A 24742-nucleotide genomic window follows, 5' to 3' on the forward strand; every position below is an offset into this window, starting at 1 on the left:
GGATCCCGCCCGTGCCGCTGAATTTGTCGAACCGGGATCAGAACTCCGGGCATTTGTTCTACAACCGCAGATTGCGGGCCGCCATCACGCGGTTCTCGGTGCGGATGAAGCACGACGACCGCAAGCAGCAGGCCGCTGTGGTGCTGTCGGTGGTCTTCGTTCTGATCGGCTGCGGCTGGATGGCACTGCTGCACTTCATGAAGCCCGCCGGCTTGGTGGGGCAGTCCTCGATCATCGGCAACCGCGACACCGGCGCGTTGTACGCCAAGCTCGACGGCCGGCTCTACCCGGCACAGAATCTGACCTCGGCCCGGCTGGCGACGGGCAACTCGGCGTCGCCGACCTGGGTCAACGCCAAGGAGATCGCCAAGTACCCGACCGGGCCGATGATCGGAATTCCCGGCATTCCCGATGATCTCAGCATCGCGGCCAACTCGGTGTCGGCGTGGTCCCTCTGCGACACCGCACCCACCCGCGGCAGTGGGCAGCCCCCAGTGGTCACCGCCATCGCCGGAGAACTCTCGCCTGGCGACCGCGCTGATGCGATGAAGACCAACCAGGCGATCCTGGCGACCCACGACGACAACACCTACCTGATCTGGAACGGGCAACGCACCCAGATCGATCCGGCTGACCGGTCGGTGACGTTCAACCTGGGACTCGATCCGGGCACCACTCGCCCCATCCAGGTCTCGAACGCCCTCTTCGACGCGATGCCGGCCACCGAGCCGCTGGTCGTGCCGGCCATCCCGGAGGCGGGCACACCGTCGCGCTGGCTGCCGGATTCGGTTGTCGGGCGGGTTCTGGAGACCAAGGATGCCAACGGTGCGGTCAGCGGTTTCTATGTGTTACTGCCCAACGGTGTCCAGAAGATCACCGGCTTCGTCGCAGACCTGCTGCGCACCGCCGATAGTCAGGGGACGACCACCCCGCAGCTGGTATCGCCGGACAAGCTCGTCGACATTCCGGAAGTCAGCGTCCTCAACGTCGACTTCTATCCCACCGGGAAGCTGAATTTCGTTGACACCGAGGCCAATCCGGTGACCTGCGTCGGTTGGAAGAAGCAGACCACCGACCGGCAGGCGACGGTGACCTTCTTCAGCGGACGCGGGCTGCCCACTCCGCAGTCACTGGATTCGCACATCGTGCGACTGGTCCGTGACGCCAACGACCCCGAGTCCTTCGAGGCCAACCAGACGCTGATGCTGCCGGGGGCGGCGAACTTCGTCGCCTCCACCTCCGGTGTCATCACCTCCGACACCCGCGAGAGCTTGTTCTGGGTGTCCCCGCAGGGCGTTCGCTACGGCATCGAATGGGACCAGGGCACGCTGCAGGCCCTGGGTCTTGATCCCGGCCGCGCCGTGCAGGCACCCTGGCCGATCCTGCGGACCTTCGCGCCCGGGCCGGCGATCAACCGGGCCAACGCGCTGCTGGCCCGCGACACCATCGACGCGGGCGGGGCCGTGGCTCCAATCGCTGCCGAGCAACAGAACGCGGGAGGGTAGCGGTGTCGAAGAGGGGATTCGTCCGCAGTGCACGCGCGGCCGCGCCGAGCGTGCCACCGGCCCGAGTGGTCGTCGCACCGCCGTTGGCTCTGCCTGAGCGGGAACCCCGCAATATCCTGCTGATGATCGCGCTGCCCGCCCTGCTGGTCGGCATCATCGGCACTCTCGTGGTGATGTACACCTCCGGTGTCCGTTCGCTGCAGTCCGGGTTCTTCCCGCTGATCGGACTGGTGGGCTTCGGTGCCCTGATGTTCAGCGGCCGGTTCGGCCGCGGCCGCCGGATCAGCTGGGGCGAGCAGGAAAAGCAGCGCCGGATGTATCTGCGCCAACTCGATGACGACCGCGACGAGGTGCAGCGCGCCGCCCAGGAACAGCGCCGCAGCCAGTTGTTTGTGCACGGCGATCCCCAGGACCTCGACACGATCATCGGTGGGCCGCGGATGTGGGAGCGTCGCCCGTCCGACTCCGACTTCCTCGACGTCCGCCTCGGTATCGGCGTGCAGTCCACCGCCGACTCCGCCGTGTCGCTGCAGTGGCCCGAAGTGCCGGTCGGCGAGGAGCTCGAACCGGTGACCGGCCGTGCACTGCGCGATTTCATCCTGGAGCAGAGCAAGATTCGCGGCATCGGCAAGGTGCTTAGCCTGCGCTCCAAGCCGGGTTTCAGCTTCGTTGGCGAGGATCCCGCTGAACTGCACGCCTTCATGCGCGCCGTGCTGTGCTCCTTGGCGGTCTATCACAGCCCCAGTGACATCAAGCTGATGGTGGTCACCCGCCACCCTGAATTGTGGTCGTGGCTGGTGTGGTTACCGCACAACCAGCATGACGAGATGTTCGACGCATGCGGGATGCGCCGACTGGTGTTCACCTCGCCCACCGAGCTCGAAGACGCGCTCGACTCAGAGTTGCACCGCAAGGGCCGCGGGCCATGGACGCCGCCCAGCGGCTCGAGCCCGACCACCATGCTCTCGCCGATGGAGGCCGCCGCTGCCGGTTCCGCGCTGGGCCCGCACTGGGTGATCGTCGACGACAACGTCGGCACGCCGGAGCAGTGGGAGGGTGTCACTGGCCAGAAGGGGATGGCCGGTATCACGGTGCTGCGCTTGGCAACCCGGCCCGGCATCGGAGTCGGATTCTCCGACGACGATGAGGGGTTCGAACTACGCGAGGGCCGGCTCAACCACCGCAAGGCCTTCTACGCCGTCGCCGACATGCTCGCCGAGAGCACAGCCGACCGTTATGCCCGGGCGTTGGCCCGTTGGTCGCCGATGACCGCCGGTGAACTGTCGGAGACCGACAGTCAGGGCGGAGAGCTGTTGCGCGCGTTGGGTATCACCGACCCGCGCAAGCTCGACGTCGACCGGCTCTGGGCGGAGAGCCGCGGCCGTGGCGACCCACGCTGGGCGATGATCCCGGTCGGTGTCAAGCCCGGCGGCGAGCTGCAGAACGTCATCCTGCGCGCCAAGGACTTTGGCGGCTTCGGCTTCCACTCGGTGGTGATAGGCACCTCGGGGTCCGGAAAGTCCGAGTACTTCCTGTCCCTGTGCAACGGCATCGCGCTGACCCATTCGCCGGAGACCTTCAACGTCATCTTCGTCGACATGAAGTTCGAGTCGGCCGCCCAGGATCTCGAAGGCCTCCCCCACGTTGTGGGTTCACTGTCCAACCTGGGCAAGGATGACCGCCACCTGGCTGAACGGATGCGCAAGGCCATCGACGGGGAAATCGCCCGTCGCTACCGGCTTTTCAAAGACGCCGGCGCCCGTGACGCCAACGAGTACGAGGAGATGCGGCTCGCGGGCCGGGACCTGGAGCCCGTACCGATCCTGCTCGTCATCATCGACGAATACCTGGAGCTGTTCCACAACCACCCGGAGTGGATCGACCTGGTGATCCACATCGGCCAGGAGGGCCGCGGCTGCAACGTCTTCTTCACCCTCGGCGGGCAGCGCCTGGACCTGTCCTCGTTAAGCAAGGCCAAGAGCAACATCGCCTTCCGGGTGGCACTGCGTGCTGAGACCGCTGAGGACTCCCGCGACGTCATCGGCAGCGACGCCGCGTTGCACCTGCCGTCGAAGGAGAACGGCTACGCCCTACTCAAGGTCGGCCCCCGCGACCTCGAACAGTTCCGCTGCTTCTATGTGTCGGCGCCGTTCGTGGTACCCAAGAAACAGGCGGCCACTGACACGACGGTCGACGTCAGCTTCACCCAACCACGGCCACTGACGTGGGAGTACCAGCCGCTGTCGGTCGAGGATAGCGCCGCGCTGGCGTCGGCGGATGAGCCGGACGAGCCCGACGAATTCGTCTATCACGCCGACGGATTCAAGAAGAAGAAGCTGCTCGATGTGATCCGCGAATCGTTGGTGTCACATCCGGCCCGCGCTCCGCACCAGATCTGGCTGCCGCCGCTGGAGGTCAGCGAGACCGCGGACGCGCTGGTGCAGCGGTGGCGGGGTAAGCCGTGGTGGTCGGACTACGGCCAGAACCCCGGACTGGTGTTCCCGGTCGGGATCGAGGATTTCCCAGAGGATCACGCGCAGCGGGTGCACGTGATCGACGCCGAGATGGACAACATCATGGTGGTGGCCACCGCGCAACGCGGTAAGTCCACGACGTTGATGACGTTGATGACGTCGGCCGCCCTGATGTACCGGCCGGATCGGGTGACGTTCTTCTGCATGGGCGCGTCGCTGTACTCAGTCGAGGAGCTGCCCCATGTGGCCGGCGTGGTCAGCCTCACCGACACCGAGGGTGTGTCCCGCACTCTGGCCACGATCGAGGGACTCATCCGCGCTCGCGAAGCCTCCTTCAAGCGCTACCAGATCGACATCTCGGAGTTCCGTGAACGCCGGTTCGGCGCCGGCGGTGGCGGTGGCACCGATCCGGAGGACAAGTTCGGCGACGTGTTCCTGGTCATCGACAACTTCGGTGACCTGTACGACAAGGACAATGCGATGGGCGATCGCGCCATCGCGATCGCCCGGCAGGGCCTGTCGTACGGCGTCCATGTGGCCACCAGTGCTAGCGGCTGGCTGGTCGGGCAGAAGCAGGCTCTGCTCAATGTGGCCAACGCGAGAATCCAACTGCGCCTGAGCAATCCGGACGAGACCCAGATGGGCACCGGGATGGAGCATCGGCGTGCTGCCCGCCAGAACCTCGATCGGCCCGGATTCGGGGTAACCCGCTTGGGCCAGGAATTGTTGGTCGGTGTGCCCGAGATCGTCGGTCCTAACGGCGAGCGGGTGACCACTCGTCAGATCGGCCCGGTGATCGCCGCCCAAACCGGTGTGGGCAAGGTCGAAACGCTGGCTCGCCTGCCCGAGCGCATTGCGCTGCGCGAGATCGTGGCCGCCTACGCCCAGACTGCCGACAGCGACGCCCTGGACATCCCGTTCGCCATGGGGGAGAGCGCACTGCAGTCGGTGGCGCTGCCCAGCAGGCTTGCCCCCAATCTGCTGGTCGTCGGACGGCAGGGCTGCGGAAAGACCAGCACGCTGGCGGCTTTCGGGCAGTCGATCGCCGCACGACTCTCGCCGGAGCAGGCGCAGATCACCATCATCGACCCCAAGACGAGCCTGATCGGCAAGATCCAGGGCCCGCACGTTCGCGCCTACGCCTACACCCCGGACGATATCGACGCGGTGCTGGCCGAGCTTGCGGAGATGATGCGCGACCGGCTGCCACCGTCCGGGTTGAGCCAGGAGGAACTGCTGACCCGGTCCACCTGGACCGGCCCGCAGCACTACGTCCTCATCGACGACGAGCAGGAGCTGCGCACGACCGCGGCCGTCGGCAAGCCTGCGGCCACCGCGCCGCTGTGGCCGTTGATCGAACGTAGCCGGGAGATCGGCCTGCATGTGATCGCCGCCCGGCTGCCCGGCAACTGGGCGGGCGTCTCGGCGATGAGCCCGTTCCTGCAGAAGCTGACCGGCTCGCGGGCACCGACGCTGTTCATGGACAACGACCCGCAGGCGGTCAAGGTCTTCGGCCGCACCAGCGCACAGCAACTTCCACCGGGTCGTGGCCTGCTGGTGACCACGGACGGAGTGATGGAAGGAGTGCTGGTCGGAACACCGGACTGAGTGCCGTTCCGGTGTTAGCTGGCAGTCCGCCGAACATAAGTCGACATAGGTCGCCAGCACACTCTACAATACGACGATATTGCAGGTCTGCCCTGCGATCACCACGAGGAGAGCAACATGGTCATGAACGTCAACTCCGCCGCGGTCGGTACTTCTGCGGCTACTGAGGCCGGTATCAGCGCCGAAATGGGCGCCGCCACCGCAGCCGCCTCGGAAGCGCTGGTCGGTGTGATGCCAATGGGTGCCGACCTTGACTCTGTCCAGTTCGCTGCGGCCCTCAATGCCGCGGGTGCGTCCTACATCGGGACTGCCTCCGAGCACCTGGCCAACCGCGGCTTGTTCTCCGGCGCGCAGAACCTGGCCGCCGCCACCTACACCGCGACCGACGTCCTCAACGACGGCAAGTTCTTCTGAGTCATGCCAGATCCCGCGTGGCCGTGCTCGTCGCCTGAAACCAACTACCTCCGGCTCGTCGGGCCGGGGGCGGCTGGCACGTCGACGACCATGGCCAACGGCGCGGCGTGGCAGGCCCTGATGGGTAGTCATGAACTGGCCTTCTCGCTGTCCCAGCTGAATACCGCGGTGACCGCGCTGAACTTCGAGGGGGTCGGCGGCCTGAGCTCGACGACAGCGGTTACGGGTCTGAATACCGCGTTGCAGCTCTTGGCCGGGTGGGTGCAGGAAAAGCCGCCGATCGCGGCCAGCGCCGTCGCGGCCTACGAGACCGCGGTGTCCTCGATGATCCCGGCCGAGGTGTCGATCGCCAATCGCACCGAGCAGGCCGCCGACGTCGCGATCAACCCCGCGGTACTCGGCGCGCTGACCCCGGCGATCGTGGCTCTGGACACTGAATATTTCGGCGAACACTGGCCGCACAACGCCGGTGCGGGCGCGGCCTATGGCGCGGCGCTGGCTGCACTCGTAGCCGCACTGGCCATCCCGCCGCCGTTCGCGCCGCTGGGGGCATCACCGGCCGCCCCTGCTACCGCTGCAGCGGCGGTGGCCCAGACCGCGGGAACGACCGCGATGAGCCAGGCGGTCGAGGGGTCCGGCCAGGTCACCCAGATGGCCGGCCAGACGGCCGCCGCGCCGGCCACGGCGGCCGGCGAAATGGGCCAGATGAGCTCGATGATGATGCAGCCGATGCAGGCCGCGATGGGTGCCATGCAGCCGTTGATGGGCATGTTTCAAGCCCCGATGCAGGCCTTCCAGGGCCTGTCGAGCCTCCCTCAGTCGATGATGGGGTCCCTGGGCGGCATGTTCAACGGCATGAAGGCCGGTGACGCGGCGATGCCCGCCGCCGAGCTACACCCGGCCCACCAGCAGCTTTGCTCCGGAGAACGCCGGCAGGCCGACATCGCTCAAGACCGGCCTGCTCAGTGCCGCCGAGCTGCGGGGACCGACGTCGGCCGGGATGGGCGGAACGGCGATGCCGATGTCGCCCGCCCACGCCGGCATGCTCGCCAACGGCAAGGGTGAGGACAGCAAAGAGGATGTTGGCCGGGCTCGCATCGTGCTGGATCGCGACGACCACCGTGATCCGAGGATCAGCTAATGAATCTGGTCAAGGGGGTGCGACCGTCATCGTTTGCCAGAGGGTGAAGTGACAGCGGTTTGTCCGCACCCGATACTCGTCCACATCCCCGGCCAGGGGACCGATCATCAGCAAAACGTCACCGAAAGGGAAGTAGAACATGACACTCGTCGTCACACCCGAGGTGCTGCGCAGCACCCAGCAGGCCATCGAGTCCGCGCTCGAGCACGCCACCGCGATCGCCAACGGCTACCTCGCCAGCCATGAGGGCATCGGCTCGGCGGTGTGGGGTGGCCAGGCCCAGCTGGCGTCGGTCAACACCGCCGCCCAGATCAACCACGACCTGCAGCAGACCATCACCGGTGGTACCCGGCTCGCCCACGGCCTGAGCCAGGCCGCCTCGATGATGGAGCAGCACGAGGCCGACGCCGCCCACAGCCTCACCAGCTTCGCCCCCAACGCCTAATCCCCAGACCTCGTACGGAAGGACATCTCTCATGTCGGACAACATCACTTACAACCACGGCGGGGTCGCTGATTTCGCCTCTGAGGTCGGCTCCCGCTCGGCTCAGCTGATGGAGATCCACGACGACATCCAGCAGCGCACCAACGCGATCGCCGATTTCTTCCAGGGCACCGCGGCCACGTCGTTCCACGAGGCGCAGATGCAGATGCTGCAGGGCCTGCAGGGCCTCATCGAGACCATGAACCAGCACGGATCGACCATCAGCAGCGTCAACGACAGCGCCCATCAGACCGACGTCATGATGGGCAACCTCTTCTAACCGGACAACCGTCAGCCGGTGGGGGCGCACGGTCGGTGCGCCCCTGCTGTCTGCGTTGGGAAAGCTATGTTGACGACGACAGTGGACGGCCTGTGGGTGTTGCAGGTGCTGTCCGGTATCGAAGTGCTGGCACCAGAACTCGGCCTGCGGCCGCATCTGCCCAGTGTCGAGACCCATGAGATGGCGCTGGCCCACCCGGTCGCCGACGAACTACGAGCCGCCGGTGTGATCACCGAGGCCGGCGGCGTCGACGACGCGGTTCTCGAATGGCTGACCGTGCTGTCGCGCCGCGATGTCGCACTGCTCGTCTACGCCCAAACACCCGCCCACGAAACGGAGCCGGAGCGAGTCCTGCTGGCCCGCTTCGCCCAGTGGTGGGTCGCGCTGGAGCGCTCCGGCATCATGGTGCGCCTCAGCAGTGCGGGCACTGCGACCACCGAAGAGTCGGCCGGAGTGCTGATCAACTCCCAGATCGACCGGTTGTGCGGCGAGCTCAAGCCCGCATCGCTTCGCCCGGTCACCCTCGACACCGCCGAACTGCTTGCCGCCGTGCATGATCGGGCAAGCTTGCGCGCCTACCTGGTGGACAAGCGCTTGGACAGCGATCAGATCTCGACCCTGACGCTGGCCGCCGACACCGAGCGCTCAGCGCAGGCTTCAGTCGTCGCCATCCAAGCCGGTGCCGCTAACGGTCCGGCTCGCTCCCACATCGAGCAGGGTGCCGTCACCATCATCGACACCCCTCAGGGTCGGCTGGTGTCCGAGCATGTCAGCCGCGGCGGCAGGTCGTGGATGATCGTCAGCCCCGGATCGCCGGGCAACATCGCCTCGGCGGTGCAGAACATGGTCCGCCGGCTGCCGGCCGAGGACGAGTGGTACTCCCACAGAAAGGTTGTCTAGTGACGAATCCCTGGAATGAGCCGGGGCATTCCGCTGACCCCCGCGAACCGCTGCGCCGGGATCCCTTCGGCGCCCACCACCGTCAGCAGGATTCCGTCTCGGGGACATTGCGGATCTCCGACATGGTGGCTCCGCGCAAGATCCCGCCCGGATCGGGCTGGCGCAAGTTCCTCTACACGATCTCGTTCAAGACGATCAACCTCGGGGAGTCACCGGCCGAACGGCACTACCGGGAACTCCGGGAACGTATCCGCAGGCATATCCGCAAGCAGTACGTGATCGGCTTCGTTTCGGGTAAGGGCGGCGTCGGCAAGACCACGATGACCGCCAGCGTCGGCGCGATCTTCCGCGAGTGCCGACCCGAGAACGTGGTCGCCATCGATGCCGCACCCGGCTTCGGCACCCTGGCCGGCCGGATCGACGAGGCGCCCCCCGGTGACTACTCCGCGGTACTCAACGACACCGATGTTCAGGGCTATGCCGACATCCGAGAACACCTGGGGCAGAACCAGATCGGCCTGGATGTCCTGGCCGGCAACCGGGTGTCGGACCAGCCGCGTCCGCTGGTGCCCGCGATGTTCACCGGCGTCCTCTCGCGCCTGCGCAGGACCCACAATGTCATCCTGGTGGACACCTCCGACGACCTTGAACACCCGGTGATGAAGGCGGTCTTCGACGCCTGCGACACCCTGGTATTCGTTTCCGGACTCACCGCCGACACCTCGCTGCCGGTGACCCGCGCGATCGACCTGCTGCGGTCGATGGGCTACCACGAACTGGTCTCGCGCAGCATGGTCATCCTCAACGACAGCCGCAACAACTACGACAAGGATGCCCGGGCGTACCTCACTGAGCGGTTCGGGCAATCCGGGGCCACCGTCGAGTTCATGCCCTATGACCCGCATCTGGCCAAGGGTGGCATCATCGACGCCCAGCACGAACTGCAGAAGAAGACCCGGCTTCGCCTGTTCGAGATCACCGCGGCACTGGCCGACAAGTACATTCCGGACGCCGACAGGCCACGCTGATGGCGAAGGTCTCGTTTCCGGCCCGCTGCGCTATCGCCGTCATTTGCGGGGAAAACCTTGTCTCGCAGGTGTATCCGGCATCGGTTCCTGTTGAGGTGTTCATCGACAACGTCGTCGAGCTGCTCAATGAGGAACTGAAGCGGCGCGGTGTGACGGCGCTGGATCCCGGCGTCGCCTACGAGCTACACCGGGCCAACGGCACCCGACTCGACGTCACCAAGACACTGGACGAACTCGGTGTCGAGGACGGTGCGACGCTGGTGCTGGTGCCGGCTCAGGAGGGCGATTCCTTCGAGCCGCAATACGAGTCGCTGTCCACCGGATTGGCGCGGGTCGGTAAGCGGTTGTTCGCGCCGGTGACCGCGGAGACCGCCGCGCACACGGCGTTGGCTGTGGTGGCGATGATCGCGCTGAGCGTGCTCGGCCTCGCGGTCCATACGAGGCTGCACAGCCAGTCGTTCATCCCCGCTGTTGTCACCGGTGTGATCGGTCTGCTGTTCGCGGTGGGTGCGGTGTCGGTGTGGCGCTGGTGGCCGGGCCGCACCGACCTGCTCGGTGGATTCGGTTGGCTCGCGGTCCCGTTGCTCGCCGTCGGATTCGCCTCGGCCGCTCCCGGCGGCGTCGGGGCGGCCCACGTGTTCATCGCGGGCCTGGCGGTCGCCGTGCTGACGTGCGCCGTCGTCGCGATGACTCAACGCCACGTTACGATCGCGGCCACCGTCGTCACGCTCTGTGCGATCGGCGGGCTGGTGGCCGCCACCCGGATGTGGCGTCCGGTGCCAGCCCAGTGGCTGGGCATGCTGACGCTCATCGGCCTGCTGCTGTTGCTCACGCTGGGACCGACATTCGCCCTCTGGGCAGCCCGAATCCGGCCGCCCCACTTCGGCTCCATCACCGGTCGGGACCTCTTCCGACGCAGTGACGGTCTGCCGGTAGACACGGTGACACCCGTGGACGAGGACGCCGACGACGAACCCAACCCGGACACCACGCCACGCGGCGAGGTCATCACCGCTGCCGCCCTCCGCGCCAACAGTGTGCTGACCGGCATCTGCGTGGCGGCTGCGGCTACGCTGCCCGCCGCGGTGTGGGCCACCGTCATGCCGGGACGTCCGAAGGGTACCGCCGCCGCCGTGCTGGCCGGACTGTTCGTGCTGATCTTCATGAGCCGTGGCCGCGCCTTCGCCGACAAGCGGCAGGCGGTTGCCCTGGTCTGCGGTGCAGCGGCCGCGTTCTGCGCGGGAGTGATCCGCTATGTCCTTGCCGCACCGGCTGATTCGAGTGTAGCTCTGCTGTGGGGCAGCCTCGTTCTGATCGCCTTCGCCGGAGCCGGGCTCGCTGCCGCCCTGTTGGTACCGGTCACCCGGTTCACCCCGCTGGTCCGGATGGTCGCCGAATGGCTGGAGTTGGTCGCGATCGTGGCCGCCTTCCCGTTGGCGGCCTGGATCGGTGGACTGTTCACCTGGGTCCGAATGCGATGAGCGCGCCTCGGGGCCAACGCATCGCTGCCACGGCGATGGTCATCATGCTCACCGGAATGATTGCCAATATTCCGGCTGCGCAAGCTATTCCGCCACCATCGGTGGATCCTTCCCTGGTGCCGCCCGACGGTCCGCCGCGTCCCGATCAGCCGATGCGGCAGAGCAACATCTGCGCCAGGACCATCACCGTCGCCGATCCGAACGTGTCGCTACCGGCGCCCGGCTTCACCATGCTCAACATCAGCAAGGCGTGGAAGTACTCGACCGGCAACGGCGTCACGGTCGCGGTGATCGACACCGGCGTCAACCCCAGCCCACGGCTTCCGGTCGTCCCCGGCGGCGACTACATCATGGGCGGCGATGGCCTGATGGACTGCGATTCGCATGGCACCATCGTCGCGTCACTGATCGCCGCCGCACCGCAGGGCAGCCCGATGCCCGCGCCGATGCCAGCCGCTCCCGCATTCCCAGCGCCGGCCGGGCCGCCCCCCGTCAACGCCACCGCCGCCCGCCGAACCACCGCCGCCGCCGGACCAACCGTCCAACGGACCCGGCGATCCCGACCCCGGCGGCCCGGAGGATCCCGAGGTTCCACCGCCGGCGCCGGGTGCCCCCGACGGCGTGGCCGGGGTGGCACCGCACTCGACGATCATCTCGATCCGGCAGTCCTCGCGCGCCTACGAACCGGAGAACCCGTCACCCGGCGACAACGAAGCGCGCAAGAAGGCCGGCACGGTGGCCACCTTGGCCAGCGCCATCGTGCACGCCGCCAACATGGGCGCGAAGGTCATCAACATCAGCGTCACGGCGTGCGTTTCGGCAGCCGACCCACTCGATCAGCGGGCCATCGGCGCCGCCGTCTGGTACGCCGCAACCGTCAAGGACGCCGTGATCGTCGCCGCCGCGGGCAATGAGGGTGAGGACGGGTGCGCGCAGAATCCCTCGTTCGATCCGCTGAACACCAATGACCCCCGTGACTGGCATCAGGTCAAGACGGTGTCCTCGCCGTCTTGGTTCTCCGACTATGTGCTCTCGGTCGGAGCCGTCGACAACACCGGCGCGCCGATCAGCAAGAGCCTGGCCGGCCCGTGGGTGGCCGCCGCGGCGCCCGGTGTCGGCATCATGGGTCTGTCGCCGCAGACCGGCGGCCCGGTCAACGCATATCCGCCGGTGCGGCCGGGGGAAAAGAACATGCCGTTCTGGGGCACCAGCTTCTCGGCCGCCTACGTCAGTGGCGTCGCCGCGCTGGTGCGGGCGAAGTACCCGAATCTCACTGCCAACCAGGTGATCCACCGGATTCTGCAGACCGCGCACAACCCGCCTCGCGGCGTCGACAATCAGGTGGGCTATGGAGTGGTGGATCCTGTTGCGGCGCTGACCTTCAACGTTCCACCAGGTGACGCTCTGGCGCCGGGATCGAAGACCCGCGTCGTGCCGCCGCCGGCACCGCCGGCCGCTCCGGACCACCGGGCCCGCAATGTCGCGCTCGGCTTTGCCGGTGCGGTCCTGGGCGCGGTGCTGCTGGCCGCCATCATCGGCCGGGCGAGGCGGGCCCGATGAGGCGTCAGACTGTTCAGCTCGCGGTGATCGTCGCAGTGCTTCTGCTCGGCTTCGTCGGCTGGGTTGTCGGTGAGTTCATCGGCGCCGGTATCGGGTTGGCGCTCGGGCTGATCCTGTTCGCCATCCCGTGGCGGCGTCAGCCGCTGTGGTCCTGGGCGTCGCTGTACCTGCGGCGCAACCGGGCGATCGGACTGGCTGAGCCGGTGACCGTGGCCAACGACCGTTCCGGCGGCGGGGTGCGCTTTCAGGACGGGGTGGCCATCGTCGCGGTCCAACTGCTCGGGAAGGCCCACACACCAACGATTTTCACCGGCTCCACCTCGACCGAAACACGCAATACCGTCGACGTGACCGAGCTGCTGCCAGCGATGCACCAGAGCCTCGGGCTGACCATCGAATCGCTGAGCGTGGTCAGTGCCGGGTCGCGGAGGCGCAGCACGGGGGACTATCCGCGGGTGTACGACACCCTCATCGGAACCCCGCCGTATGCGGGCCAGCGGGAGACCTGGCTGGTGATCCGGCTCGGTGCCCTGGCCAACGCCGACGCCCTGCAGTGGCGGACGACCGTCGGCACCGCCGCCCTGGCAGCCGCGCAGCGCATCGCTGCAGGATTGCGCTGCAACGGGATTCGGGCCAAGGTCGCCACCGCCACCGACATGGTGGAATTGGAGCGGCGGCTGGGCCGAAGCGCTCTCGAACCGCACAATCAGCGCTGGCATTCGGTCCGCAGCGATGGCGGCTGGCTGACCACGTACGCCTACCAACCGCGCGACATCAGCGCCGAGGTGCTGGCGCAGGCCTGGGCGTTGCGCGCGGACGGGATCATCCAGAACATCACCCTGTTTCCGGACGGCACGGCCACCGCCACCATCACAGTGCGCAGTGCGCAACCGCCCACCGCACCGCCGAGTGTCACCCTCAAGACGCTGCCCGGCGAACAGGCCGCCGCCGTCGCGGCCAACCTGTGCGGCCCGCGGCCCCGGGTCCGAGGCCTTACGCGCGGCCGACTCCCCGCGACCCTGCTGCTGCCCGTTGGACCCTCGGGCGTGCTGCTGGGCAAGGTCGCCGCCGGCGACCGGATGCTCCTGCCGATGGGCGATCCCGGCGAGTTCAGCCGCATCCACATCGCCGCCGAAGACGCCATCGCCAAACGGATCATCGTGCGCACCGCCGGTGCGGGCGACCGGATCACTGTGCACACCCGGGATCTGACCCGCTGGGACAGCGTGCGGATGCCGCATATCGCAGTCAGCGATCTGCCCCGCCCGGCGTCCGGCACCACGGTCAGCGTGGTGGACGGCACGGTGTCGCCGGCTCCCCGGCCCAACACCGTGATCTCGGTTGGCCGCCCGGGAGAGGCCCCCCGCGGTATGGCCGACGTCGTCATCGCCCAGACGGGCCCGGCCATGGTGGAGGTCAGCGCCGCGGGCCAGGTGTACGACGTCGAGGTCGAACTCTTCCGCGCTGAGAACCGTTACGTGTCAAACGAACCGATGAGTCTGCGGCCCTCGGAACTGGAACTGGCGGACTAGCTGATGACCAGCAGCACCTCGACCGCCGCCGCCCGCCGTCAGTTCGACCAGGCGATGGCGGCCCTGGACACCGACCTCGGCACCGCCCTGAGGTCCTTCCGCGAGGCCACCGCCACCGATCCCTCGATGGCCGACGCCTGGCTGGGCCGGATCGCCGCCGGCGATGACGCCCTGGACACCCTGCAGCAGCTGTACGCCTACGGTGCCCGGCTGCATCGCGAATGCAACCGCCTCGGCGTCCGGTTGGCCGCGCCGATCAAAGCAGGCCCCTACCTGTCGATCACCGTCACCGAGGCCTCCCACGCCGGACTCGCACTGGCCAGCGCGCTCATCGACGACAAGCAGTTCGAGAAGGCCGAGGCCGTGCTCGACGACGCGGCGCTGTTGGACAGCTGGGAGAATCATCAGTGGCAGCAGTACATCCGCGCCTATCTGATGTTCGCCACCCAGCGTTGGCCTGACGTGATCGCCGAGGCCGCCAAAGTCCTTCCTCCGCAGGCGATCATCATGTCCGCAGTCACCGCGGGCACCAACGCGCTGGCCGCCCACGCCGCCGCCCACCTCGGCCAGGCCCGAGTCGCCCTGGACTGGGCTGACCGGGTGGAACTGCGCGCCGGTCGGGCGGGTACGGGCGAAGCCCGCAGGCACAGTCTCCTCGATACCGCAGTCACCGCCATCGATCCGCTCGAATTCCCCTTGATCGCCGCTGATCTCGCCTACGCACGGGGAATGGCGCATCGCCAGCTCGGCGAAGAGGACAAGGCGCAGATCTGGCTGTCCAAGGCCACCATCAACGGCGTGCTGATCGAACCGGCCAAGCAGGCGTTGTCCGATCCGCGGTTGCAGCTGGTGGTCACCGACGAGGACACCATCAATAGCCGGACCAACAAGTGGGACGTCAGCACCGAACAGTCCGAGCAGGAGCGCGCCGAAGAGGAGAACGCCGAACGCCGCGCCGAACTGCTGGCCGAGGGTCGCGCACTGCTCAACAACCAGGTAGGCCTGTCCGAGGTCAAGCGTGCGGTCGCCGAACTGGAGGACCAGATCGAGGTGCGGGCACTCCGGCTTGCCCACGGCCTGCCGGTGACCAACCAGACCAACCACATGCTGCTGGTCGGCCCGCCCGGTACCGGAAAGACCACCACCGCTGAGGCATTGGGCAAGATCTATGCCGGGCTGGGCATCGTGCGGCATCCCGAGATCATCGAGGTCAAGCGCGCCGACTTCTGCGGCGAGCACATCGGATCGTCAGGTCCCAAGACCAACGAGCTGATCAACCGCTCGCTGGGCCGAATCCTGTTCATGGACGAGTTCTACAGCCTTGTCGAGCGTCACCACGACGGTCGGCCCGACATGATCGGTATGGAAGCTGTCAACCAGTTGCTGGTGGCACTCGAAGTGCACCGCTTCGACTTCTGCTTCATCGGTGCGGGCTACGAGAAGGAAGTCGACGAGTTCCTCACCGTGAACCCGGGTTTGGCCGGACGGTTCAACCGCAAGCTGCGGTTCGAGTCCTATAGCCCGGACGAGATCGTCGAAATCGCCGTCCGCTACGGCCAACCCCGCGCCACCGTCATCGACCCGGCCGCCCGTGATGCACTCAACGCCGCGTGCCGGAATCTGCGGGCCTACCTGGCGCCTGACGGCACCCACGGCATCGACGTCATGCAGAACGGCCGGTTCGCCCGCAACGTCGTCGAGCGCGCCGAGCGGCTGCGTGATTCCCGGGTGGCCGCCCAGAACCGGACCAACCGCGGCTCGGTGACGGTGGAAGATCTGGAGACGCTGCGCACCCAGGACGTCGTCGACGCCGTCATCGCGGCCTGCGCCGAAAAGCATGTGCCGGTGGAACTGTGAGAGCAGTCAGCGCAGACTGAGCGCGGCGAAAGCCAGCTCACTGGCGCTGTGGTAGCGCGCGGCGGGGTCCTTGGCCATCGCGGTGGCGATCACCTCGTCGGCCGCCGCCGGCAGCCACGGTGCATACCGCGTCACGGGCGGAACCTCCCGATGTAGATGTGCCTGCACCACAGCGTCTTTGGACCCGGCATCGAAGAACGGCGGCTTGCCGGTCAACAGCCGGAACAGTGCCGCGCCCAGCGAGTACACATCGGACAGGCGGTCGACGGGCAGCCCGCGCAGCATCTCCGGGGATGCGTAGGCGGCGCTGGCCAGGACGGTCCCGTGCCGGCCGGACGGGGTGCGGTCATCGGTGCTGCGCGCCAGCCCGAAGTCGGCGAGCAGCACCCGTTCGCCCTGGGCCAGAAGGAAATTGGGCGGCTTGACGTCACCGTGCACCACGCCGTGGGCGTGGGCGTAGTCCAGCGCAGTGGCCGCCTCGCCGATGATGTGCACCGCCCGCTGCGGTGGCATGCGCCCGGCCCGCAACTCCCGGTCGGCGTCCGTGCCGGGGACGTAGTGCATCGCCATCCACAGGATGCCCTCGGCCGTCTCGCCATGGCCGTACACCGCGACGATGTTGGGGTGGTGCAGTGACTCGGCCCAGCGGGCCTCCTCGGTGAAGCGCCGCCGATACGCCGGATCAGCGGACACCGCGGCGTTGAGCACCTTGAGCGCGACCCGTTGCCGGGAATCCCATTGGCGGGCAACGCACACCGTGCCCATCCCGGCCGAGCCGATGATCCCTTCGATCACGTAGCCGTCGACGCGGGTGCCCGGGCCGACGAGGCTAGCGGCTGTCCGGTCCACGATGCTGGGGGAGGGTGGCGAAGAACTGGGAGAGCACCGCGGCCACCTCGACGAAGGCCTCCCGGGTGGGTGTCGACATCTCGGTGGTGCTGTTGATCACCCCACCCGGGCGCAGACCCGGGTCGAACGGAACCTCCACCACCGCCTGACCGCGGGACCGGAACTGCTGGGCCAGGGTGCCGCGGGTGCGTTTGTCGGAATGCCCGTCGGAGTCGTTGAGCACCACCACCGAGCGCTGCATCAACCCGGTCTTGCCATGGTGGGCAAGCCATTCCATGGTCTGGGCGGCTGCCGACGCACCATCGGGCCACGGCGAGGACACCACGATCAGCGCATCCATGTCGCGCAGCGCCTCCTGGGTGACCGGCGCGTCCATCGTCGACCCGCAGTCCACGATGGAGATGGTGAAGTGCCGATCCAGCCGCATGGTGGCCTCACGGTAGATCGCCGGATCGAGAATGCCTCGGCGACTGCCACTTTCACCGGCCAGCACGAACAGGCCGGCGGAGTTGCTGCCCATCCGGGTCAGCACCTCGGCGAAGGATTGCAGGTTCTTGTTGCGGGCCAGCTCCAGATAGGACCCGTCGGCGCGCGGGTCGATGCGGCTGCCGAGGCGGCCGAACGCGGTGTCGGCGTCGACGGCGACAACCCGGTCACCCCGGCGCAGTTCGGCCAGCACGGACCCGACGCTGGCGGCCACCGTCGTCTTACCGACCCCACCCTTGCCCAGCACCCCGATTTTGTAGTGACCCCTCAGCGGCGCGGCCACCATGGCCTCCATCGCCGCCTGGCGGCGCTCGCTGCGCGACGGACCGGGATTGACCAGACCGAAGGTGGCCGTATTCAGCGCCCACCGCCAGCCCCGGGTCGGCTTCGGCTTGGCGGCCTGACGCACCGGCGGGGCGGGCAGCGGCGGATACGGCGGCTGCGGCGCGGTCGGGCCGGCCCCCGCCCGGCGGGCGGGGGCGCCTGCGGGAAGCGGTCGCGGTCGAAATCGTCGCGGTCGGTCATGGTCTCTCTCGTGTGCGCGGGTTCCGCTTCAGTATCACTACCCGCGCAATTCCCCAGGTCGGCGCCCAGCTGTTCCTAAGAATCCACTCAGACTTTGCGCAAAATCCCGGATCGAGGTCGTCGCACGTCATGACCAGCACCAATGGGTGGCGACGTGTGGCGTTTGGCACCACAGGCACCACGGCGCTGCGCTCACAGCAAACAGCCCGCCGAACCGGTGATGGACGACCTCGACAGGGCGCACCGGCAATCGGGCGACAACCGGTCACCAAAACGCGACGTAGACGACGGAATCCGTAGCTGCGGGCGCCAGATCGCTGAGAGCCGGCCAAGACGGCGGTGAGAGACAAGTTAGCCTGCACTAAGTTGGCATGTCAGGCCGTGTTTGTCATATCGTTTTACGACTTGTTGACACCACAGTAGGGCCGCCGTTCACCGACGCACGGAGGACCCCCTGACGGGGCGCGGCGACGTTGACGTTTTTGTCGCGCAAATAAAGCTTGTGAAGGGTCAGGTGCGAATGCCCAGGAGTGTCGGGCTGTACAACCCCGCATTTGAACATGATGCGTGCGGTGTCGCCATGGTGGTGGACATGCACGGCCGGCGCAGCCGCGACATCGTGGACAAGGCGATCACCGCCCTGCTGAATCTCGAGCACCGCGGCGCCGCCGGCGCCGAACCGCACAGCGGTGACGGTGCGGGCATCCTGCTGCAGGTTCCGGACTCCTTCCTGCGTGCCGTCGTCGACTTCGACCTTCCCGCCGAGGGCTCCTACGCCACGGGCATCGCCTTCCTGCCGCAGTCCGCCCGCGACGCCGCCACCGCTTGCGAGGCCGTCGAGAAGATCGTCGAAGCCGAGGGCCTGGAGGTCCTGGGCTGGCGCGACGTGCCCACCGACGACTCCTCGCTGGGCGCGCTGTCCCGCGACGCCATGCCGACCTTCCGCCAGGTATTCATCGGCGGGGCCTCCGGGATGGACCTGGAGCGCAAGGCCTACGTGGTTCGCAAGCGCGCCGAGCACGAGCTGGGTTCCAAGGGTCCCGGCCAGGACGGCCCGGGACGCGAAACCGTTTACTTCCCAAGCCTTTCCGGTCAGACCTTCGTCTACAAGGGCATGCTGACCACCCCGCAGCTCAAGGCGTTCTACCTGGATCTGCAGGACGAGCGGCTGGAAAGCGCGCTGGGCATCGTGCATTCGCGGTTCTCCACCAACACGTTCCCGTCGTGGCCGCTGGCCCACCCGTTCCGTCGCGTCGCCCACAACGGTGAGATCAACACCGTCACCGGCAACGAGAACTGGATGCGTGCCCGCGAGGCACTGATCAAGACCGAGATCTTCGGCACCGACGTGGAGAAGGTCTTCCCGGTCTGCACCCCCGGCGCCTCGGACACCGCGCGTTTCGACGAGGTGCTCGAACTGCTGCACCTCGGCGGGCGCAGCCTGGCGCACGCGGTGCTGATGATGATCCCGGAGGCCTGGGAGCGCAACGAGTCGATGGACCCGGCGCGCCGAGCCTTCTACCAGTACCACTCCTCGTTGATGGAGCCCTGGGACGGCCCCGCCTCGGTGTGCTTCTCCGACGGCACCGTCGTGGGCGCGGTGCTCGACCGCAACGGCCTTCGCCCGTCGCGCATCTGGATCACCGAGGACGGCCTGGTCGTCATGGCGTCGGAAGCCGGTGTGCTCGACCTGGACCCGGCCACGGTCGTCAAGAAGATGCGCCTGCAGCCTGGCCGGATGTTCCTGGTCGACACCGCCCAGGGCCGCATCGTCGCCGACGAGGAGATCAAGGCCGAACTGGCCGCCGCGCAGCCGTATCAGCAGTGGCTGGACGAGCAGCTGTTCCACCTCGACGACCTGCCCCAAGGCCCGTACGTGCGGATGCCGCACCACCGGGTGGTGTTGCGCCAGCAGGCTTTCGGCTACACCTATGAGGAGCTCAACCTGCTGGTCGCGCCGATGGCGCGCACCGGGGCCGAGCCGATCGGCTCGATGGGTACCGACACCCCCATCGCGGTGCTCTCGGCGCGGCCGCGGATGCTGTTCGACTACTTCCAGCAGCTGTTCGCCCAGGTGACCAACCCGCCGCTGGACGCCATCCGCGAAGAGGTGGTGACCAGCATTCAGGGCACCGTCGGGCCGGAGGGCGACCTGCTCAACCCGACCCCGCAGTCCTGCCACCAGATCGCACTGCGCCAGCCGATCCTGCGGAACCACGAGCTGGCCAAGCTGATCAACCTCAACCCCGACGATGAGGTGCGCGGCCGCAAGCACGGCATGGCTTCCGCCGTCATCCGATGTCTGTACCCCGTCGCCAAGGGCGGTGAGGGCCTGCGCCGCGCGCTCGACGACATCCGCGACGCCGCGTCGAAGGCGATCGCCGAGGGTGCGCGGATCCTGATCATCTCCGACCGGGAGTCCAACGAGAACCTGGCGCCGATCCCGTCGCTGCTCGCGGTCTCGGCCATCCACCACCACTTGGTCCGCACCAAGACCCGCACCCAGGTCGGACTGGTGGTGGAAGCCGGTGACGCTCGCGAGGTGCACCACATGGCCGCGCTGGTCAGCTTCGGTGCCGCCGCGATCAACCCCTACATGGCCTTCGAGTCCATCGCCGACATGATCGATCGCGGCGTGATCCAGGGCATCGACCGCGAGAAGGCGCTGCAGAACTACATCAAGGCCGCTGGCAAGGGTGTGCTGAAGGTGATGTCCAAGATGGGCATCTCCACCCTGGCCTCCTACACCGGCTCCCAGCTGTTCCAGGCCATCGGTATCTCGCAGGCCGTGCTCGACGAGTACTTCGCCGGGCTGAGCTGCCCGGTCGGCGGGATTGACCTCGACGACATCGCCGCCGACGTGGCCACCCGCCACCAGCTGGCCTACCTGGACCGCCCCGACGAGCGCGCGCACCGCGAGCTCGAGGTCGGCGGCGAATACCAGTGGCGCCGTGAGGGTGAGTACCACCTGTTCAACCCGGACACGGTGTTCAAGCTGCAGCACTCCACCCGGACCGGACAGTACTCGGTCTTCAAGGAGTACACCAAGCTGGTCGACGACCAGAGCGAGCGGATGGCCTCGCTGCGGGGCTTGCTGAAGTTCAAAGACGGCGTGCGCCAGCCGATTTCCATCGACGAGGTGGAACCGGCCAGCGAGATCGTCAAGCGCTTCTCCACCGGTGCGATGAGCTACGGCTCGATCTCGGCCGAAGCCCACGAGACGCTGGCGATCGCGATGAACCGCCTGGGCGCCCGCTCGAACTCCGGTGAGGGTGGCGAGGCCACCAGCCGGTTCGAGCGCGACCCGAACGGCGACTGGCGGCGCAGTGCGATCAAGCAGGTGGCCTCCGGCCGCTTCGGTGTCACCTCGCACTACCTGAGCAACTGCTCCGACATCCAGATCAAGATGGCCCAGGGCGCCAAACCCGGTGAGGGCGGCCAGCTTCCGGGGCACAAGGTGTACCCGTGGGTGGCCGAGGTCCGGCACTCCACGCCCGGCGTGGGCCTGATCTCCCCGCCGCCGCACCATGACATCTACTCGATCGAGGATCTGGCGCAGCTGATCCACGACCTGAAGAACGCCAACCCGCAGGCCCGCGTGCACGTGAAGCTGGTCTCCGAGAACGGCGTCGGCACCGTGGCGGCCGGTGTGTCCAAGGCACACGCCGACGTGGTGCTGATCTCCGGTCACGACGGCGGTACCGGTGCCACCCCGCTGACGTCGATGAAGCACGCCGGCGCTCCGTGGGAGCTCGGTCTGGCCGAGACCCAGCAGACGTTGCTGCTCAACGGTCTTCGCGATCGGATCGTGGTGCAGGTCGACGGCCAGCTCAAGACCGGCCGCGACGTGGTGATCGCCGCGCTGCTCGGTGCCGAGGAGTTCGGCTTCGCGACCGCGCCGCTGGTGGTGTCGGGCTGCATCATGATGCGGGTCTGCCACCTCGACACCTGCCCGGTGGGCGTGGCCACCCAGAACCCGCTGCTGCGCGAGCGTTTCAACGGCAAGCCGGAGTTCGTGGAGAACTTCTTCCTGTTCATCGCCGAAGAGGTCCGCGAGCTGATGGCCCAGCTGGGCTTCCGCACCGTCAACGAGATGGTCGGTCAGGTCAGCGCACTGGACACCAGCCAGGCCGTCGAGCACTGGAGGGCTCGCAAGCTGGACCTGACACCGGTTCTGCACGAGCCGGATTCGGCCTTCATGAACCAGGACCTGTACTGCAGCTCGCGTCAGGACCACGGTCTGGACAAGGCGCTGGATCAGCAGCTGATCGTGATGAGCCGCGAGGCACTGGACTCGGGCACACCGGTGGCGTTCTCGACCACGATCGCCAACACCAACCGCACCGTCGGAACCATGCTGGGCCACGAGCTCACCAAAGCCTATGGCGCCAACGGTCTTCCGGACGGCACCATCGACATCACGTTCACCGGTTCGGCCGGTAACAGCTTCGGTGCCTTCGTGCCCAAGGGCATCACGCTGCGGGTCTACGGCGACGCCAACGACTACGTCGGCAAGGGCCTCTCGGGTGGGCGCATCGTGTTGCGGCCGTCCGAGGGTGCGCCCGACGGCTATGTGGCCGAGGACAACATCATCGGCGGCAACGTCATTCTGTTCGGCGCCACCAGCGGTACCGCCTTCATCCGCGGCACCGTGGGCGAGCGGTTCGCGGTGCGTAATTCCGGTGCCCACGCGGTGGTGGAGGGCGTGGGTGACCACGGCTGCGAATACATGACCGGTGGCCGGGTGGTCATCCTCGGCGAGACGGGACGCAACTTCGCCGCGGGTATGTCCGGCGGCGTGGCCTACGTCTACGACCCGGATGGCAAGCTGCCCGCCAACCTCAACACCGAGATGGTGGACCTCGACGACTTCGACGACTCCGACATCGAGTGGCTGCGCGACATCATCGCCGCGCATACCGAGGCCACCGATTCGGCTGTGGGCCAGCGCATCTTGGCGGACTGGTCCGGACAGGTAGGGAACTTCGTGAAAGTGATGCCACGGGATTACAAGGCCGTGCTGCAGGCGATCGCGGCGGCCGAGGCTGCCGGCGAGGATGTCGACAAGGCGATCATGGCGGCGGCTCATGGCTGATCCGAGTGGCTTCCTGAAGTACACCCATCGCGAACTGCCGACCCGGCGGCCGGTGGACCTGCGCCTCAAGGACTGGAAAGAGGTCTACGAGGACTTCTCCCACGACACCCTGGAGCATCAGGCATCCCGTTGCATGGACTGCGGGATCCCGTTCTGCCACAACGGGTGTCCGCTGGGCAACCTGATCCCGGAGTGGAACGACCTGGTGTACCGGGACCGGTGGCGCGACGCGATCGAGCGGCTGCACGCCACCAACAACTTCCCGGAGTTCACCGGCCGGCTCTGCCCCGCACCGTGTGAAGCCTCCTGCGTTCTGGGTATCAATCAGGATCCGGTGACCATCAAGCAGGTCGAGGTCGAGATCATCGACAACGCCTTCGACGAGGGCTGGGTCGTCCCGATGCCCCCGCATGTCATCACCGGCAAGAAGGTCGCCGTCGTCGGCTCCGGACCGGCCGGCCTGGCCGCCGCCCAGCAGCTGACCCGCGCCGGCCACGATGTCACCGTCTTCGAACGGGCCGACCGCATCGGTGGACTGCTGCGTTACGGCATCCCCGAGTTCAAGATGGAGAAGCGCCACATCGACCGCCGGCTGGCGCAGATGGAGGCCGAAGGCACCACCTTCCGGGCCGGCGTCAACGTCGGCGTCGAGATCACCGTCGAGCAGCTGCAGGCCGAGTACGACGCCGTCGTCCTGGCCGGCGGGGCCACCGCCTGGCGGGACCTGCCGATCCCGGGCCGCCAGTTCGAGGGCATCTACCAGGCGATGGAGTACCTGCCCTGGGCCAACAAGGTTCAGCACGGCGACCCGGTGCTCGACGAGGACGGTCAGCCGCCGATCACGGCCAAGGGCAAGAAGGTCATCATCATCGGCGGTGGCGACACCGGTGCGGACTGCCTGGGCACCGCCCACCGGCAGGGTGCAACCAGCATCCACCAGTTCGAGATCATGCCGCGCCCGCCGGAGACCCGCGCGGACTCCACCCCGTGGCCGACCTACCCGCTGATGTTCCGGGTGTCCTCGGCCCACGAGGAGGGTGGCGAGCGGGTGTTCTCGGTCAACACCGAGAAGTTCCTCGGCAACGAAGGCAAGGTCACCGGCCTGCGCGCCCACGAAGTGGTCATGAGGGACGGCAAGTTCGAGAAGGTCGACGGGACCGACTTCGAGCTGGAGGCCGATCTGGTGCTGCTGGCGATGGGCTTCGTCGGACCGGAGCGTCCGGGCCTGCTCACCGACCTCGGGGTCGAGCTCGATCCGCGCGGCAATGTGGCGCGCGGCAAGAACTTCGAGACCTCGGTCAAGGGCGTCTACGTCGCCGGTGACATGGGCCGCGGCCAGTCGCTGATCGTGTGGGCCATCGCTGAGGGACGCGCTGCCGCCGCCGCGGTGGACCGCTACCTGATGGGTCACTCGGCGCTGCCGGCGCCGATCAGGCCGACCGCTGCACCGCAGCGCTAGGCGTCGCTCGTCGAGACTGAACTCCCGCAGAGGATGTGCGAGTAGCGCTGTGCGTGGGTTCAAT

General features: G+C 67.5%; 15 protein-coding genes and 1 pseudogene. 14 read left to right on the plus strand and 2 right to left on the minus strand.

What is annotated here, in order from left to right; genetic code table 11:
• Positions 1-11: 11 nt before the first annotated feature.
• From eccB to eccA, 12 genes and pseudogenes are all read left to right on the plus strand, one after another.
• Positions 12-1505: a type VII secretion protein EccB gene (gene eccB / locus BN3385_RS02735; RefSeq protein ID WP_059014809.1), complete on the plus strand. Its 1494-nt coding sequence runs from the start codon at positions 12-14 to the stop codon at positions 1503-1505.
• Positions 1506-1507: 2 nt separating this feature from the next.
• Positions 1508-5587, plus strand: a complete 4080-nt coding sequence (gene eccCa, locus BN3385_RS02740; protein ID WP_059014811.1) for a type VII secretion protein EccCa — start codon at positions 1508-1510, stop codon at positions 5585-5587.
• A gap of 117 nt (positions 5588-5704) precedes the next feature.
• Complete coding sequence (locus tag BN3385_RS02745; protein ID WP_059014813.1) at positions 5705-6001, plus strand: PE domain-containing protein; 297 nt, start codon at positions 5705-5707, stop codon at positions 5999-6001.
• Positions 6002-6004: 3 nt separating this feature from the next.
• Positions 6005-7066 (plus strand): PPE domain-containing protein, encoded by a 1062-nt coding sequence (locus BN3385_RS02750; RefSeq protein ID WP_082690247.1) that lies wholly within the window; start codon positions 6005-6007, stop codon positions 7064-7066.
• 215 nt (positions 7067-7281) lie between these two features.
• Positions 7282-7587: a WXG100 family type VII secretion target gene (locus BN3385_RS02755; RefSeq protein WP_059014817.1), complete on the plus strand. Its 306-nt coding sequence runs from the start codon at positions 7282-7284 to the stop codon at positions 7585-7587.
• Between the two features lie 31 nt (positions 7588-7618).
• Entirely contained in the window at positions 7619-7906 is a 288-nt protein-coding gene (locus tag BN3385_RS02760; protein ID WP_059014821.1) for a WXG100 family type VII secretion target, read from the plus strand.
• A gap of 66 nt (positions 7907-7972) precedes the next feature.
• Entirely contained in the window at positions 7973-8806 is an 834-nt protein-coding gene (locus tag BN3385_RS02765) for an ESX secretion-associated protein EspG (protein ID WP_059014822.1), read from the plus strand.
• The gene (locus BN3385_RS02770) at positions 8806-9834 is read left to right on the plus strand and encodes a MinD/ParA family ATP-binding protein (protein ID WP_059014824.1); all 1029 of its coding nucleotides are present in this window, start codon (positions 8806-8808) and stop codon (positions 9832-9834) included. Before BN3385_RS02765 ends, BN3385_RS02770 begins: the two co-directional genes overlap by 1 nt.
• Positions 9834-11315, plus strand: coding sequence for a type VII secretion integral membrane protein EccD (eccD, locus tag BN3385_RS02775; protein ID WP_082690248.1), 1482 nt, complete (start codon positions 9834-9836; stop codon positions 11313-11315). Before BN3385_RS02770 ends, eccD begins: the two co-directional genes overlap by 1 nt.
• Positions 11312-12875, plus strand: a pseudogene (gene mycP / locus BN3385_RS02780) (type VII secretion-associated serine protease mycosin). The gene eccD and the pseudogene mycP overlap by 4 nt, the downstream one beginning before the upstream one ends.
• The gene (gene eccE / locus BN3385_RS02785; RefSeq protein WP_059014826.1) at positions 12872-14407 is read left to right on the plus strand and encodes a type VII secretion protein EccE; all 1536 of its coding nucleotides are present in this window, start codon (positions 12872-12874) and stop codon (positions 14405-14407) included. The pseudogene mycP and the gene eccE overlap by 4 nt, the downstream one beginning before the upstream one ends.
• A gap of 3 nt (positions 14408-14410) precedes the next feature.
• On the plus strand, positions 14411-16264 hold the full coding sequence (eccA, locus tag BN3385_RS02790; RefSeq protein ID WP_059014828.1) for a type VII secretion AAA-ATPase EccA: 1854 nt from the start codon (positions 14411-14413) through the stop codon (positions 16262-16264).
• A gap of 6 nt (positions 16265-16270) precedes the next feature.
• Here eccA and BN3385_RS02795 read toward each other — a convergent pair whose 3' ends face one another.
• Positions 16271-17113, minus strand: a complete 843-nt coding sequence (locus BN3385_RS02795) for a serine/threonine-protein kinase (RefSeq protein WP_059014830.1) — start codon at positions 17111-17113, stop codon at positions 16271-16273.
• Positions 17094-18008, minus strand: a complete 915-nt coding sequence (locus BN3385_RS02800; protein WP_231748620.1) for a MinD/ParA family ATP-binding protein — start codon at positions 18006-18008, stop codon at positions 17094-17096. The genes BN3385_RS02795 and BN3385_RS02800 overlap by 20 nt, the downstream gene beginning before the upstream one ends.
• 636 nt (positions 18009-18644) lie before the next feature.
• Between BN3385_RS02800 and gltB the strand changes: the two genes are divergently transcribed.
• Positions 18645-23219 carry a glutamate synthase large subunit gene (gene gltB, locus BN3385_RS02805; RefSeq protein WP_059016314.1) on the plus strand — a complete coding sequence of 1525 codons (4575 nt, stop codon included), beginning with the start codon at positions 18645-18647 and terminating at the stop codon, positions 23217-23219.
• Positions 23212-24678 (plus strand): glutamate synthase subunit beta, encoded by a 1467-nt coding sequence (locus tag BN3385_RS02810; RefSeq protein WP_059014832.1) that lies wholly within the window; start codon positions 23212-23214, stop codon positions 24676-24678. Before gltB ends, BN3385_RS02810 begins: the two co-directional genes overlap by 8 nt.
• The last annotated feature ends 64 nt before the right edge of the window (positions 24679-24742 follow it).

The sequence above is a fragment of the Mycobacterium sp. M26 genome, assembly GCF_001494595.1.
GTDB lineage: Bacteria > Actinomycetota > Actinomycetes > Mycobacteriales > Mycobacteriaceae > Mycobacterium.

Excerpts from the sequence above, each read along its gene's own strand:
- BN3385_RS02745 (WP_059014813.1), top strand. The coding sequence starts at position 5,705 with ATGGTCATGAACGTCAACTCCGCCGCGGTCGGTACTTCTGCGGCTACT.
- BN3385_RS02750 (WP_082690247.1), top strand. The coding sequence starts at position 6,005 with ATGCCAGATCCCGCGTGGCCGTGCTCGTCGCCTGAAACCAACTACCTC.
- BN3385_RS02755 (WP_059014817.1), top strand. The coding sequence starts at position 7,282 with ATGACACTCGTCGTCACACCCGAGGTGCTGCGCAGCACCCAGCAGGCC.
- BN3385_RS02760 (WP_059014821.1), top strand. The coding sequence starts at position 7,619 with ATGTCGGACAACATCACTTACAACCACGGCGGGGTCGCTGATTTCGCC.
- BN3385_RS02765 (WP_059014822.1), top strand. The coding sequence starts at position 7,973 with ATGTTGACGACGACAGTGGACGGCCTGTGGGTGTTGCAGGTGCTGTCC.
- eccD (WP_082690248.1), top strand. The coding sequence starts at position 9,834 with ATGGCGAAGGTCTCGTTTCCGGCCCGCTGCGCTATCGCCGTCATTTGC.
- eccE (WP_059014826.1), top strand. The coding sequence starts at position 12,872 with ATGAGGCGTCAGACTGTTCAGCTCGCGGTGATCGTCGCAGTGCTTCTG.
- eccA (WP_059014828.1), top strand. The coding sequence starts at position 14,411 with ATGACCAGCAGCACCTCGACCGCCGCCGCCCGCCGTCAGTTCGACCAG.
- gltB (WP_059016314.1), top strand. The coding sequence starts at position 18,645 with ATGCCCAGGAGTGTCGGGCTGTACAACCCCGCATTTGAACATGATGCG.
- BN3385_RS02810 (WP_059014832.1), top strand. The coding sequence starts at position 23,212 with ATGGCTGATCCGAGTGGCTTCCTGAAGTACACCCATCGCGAACTGCCG.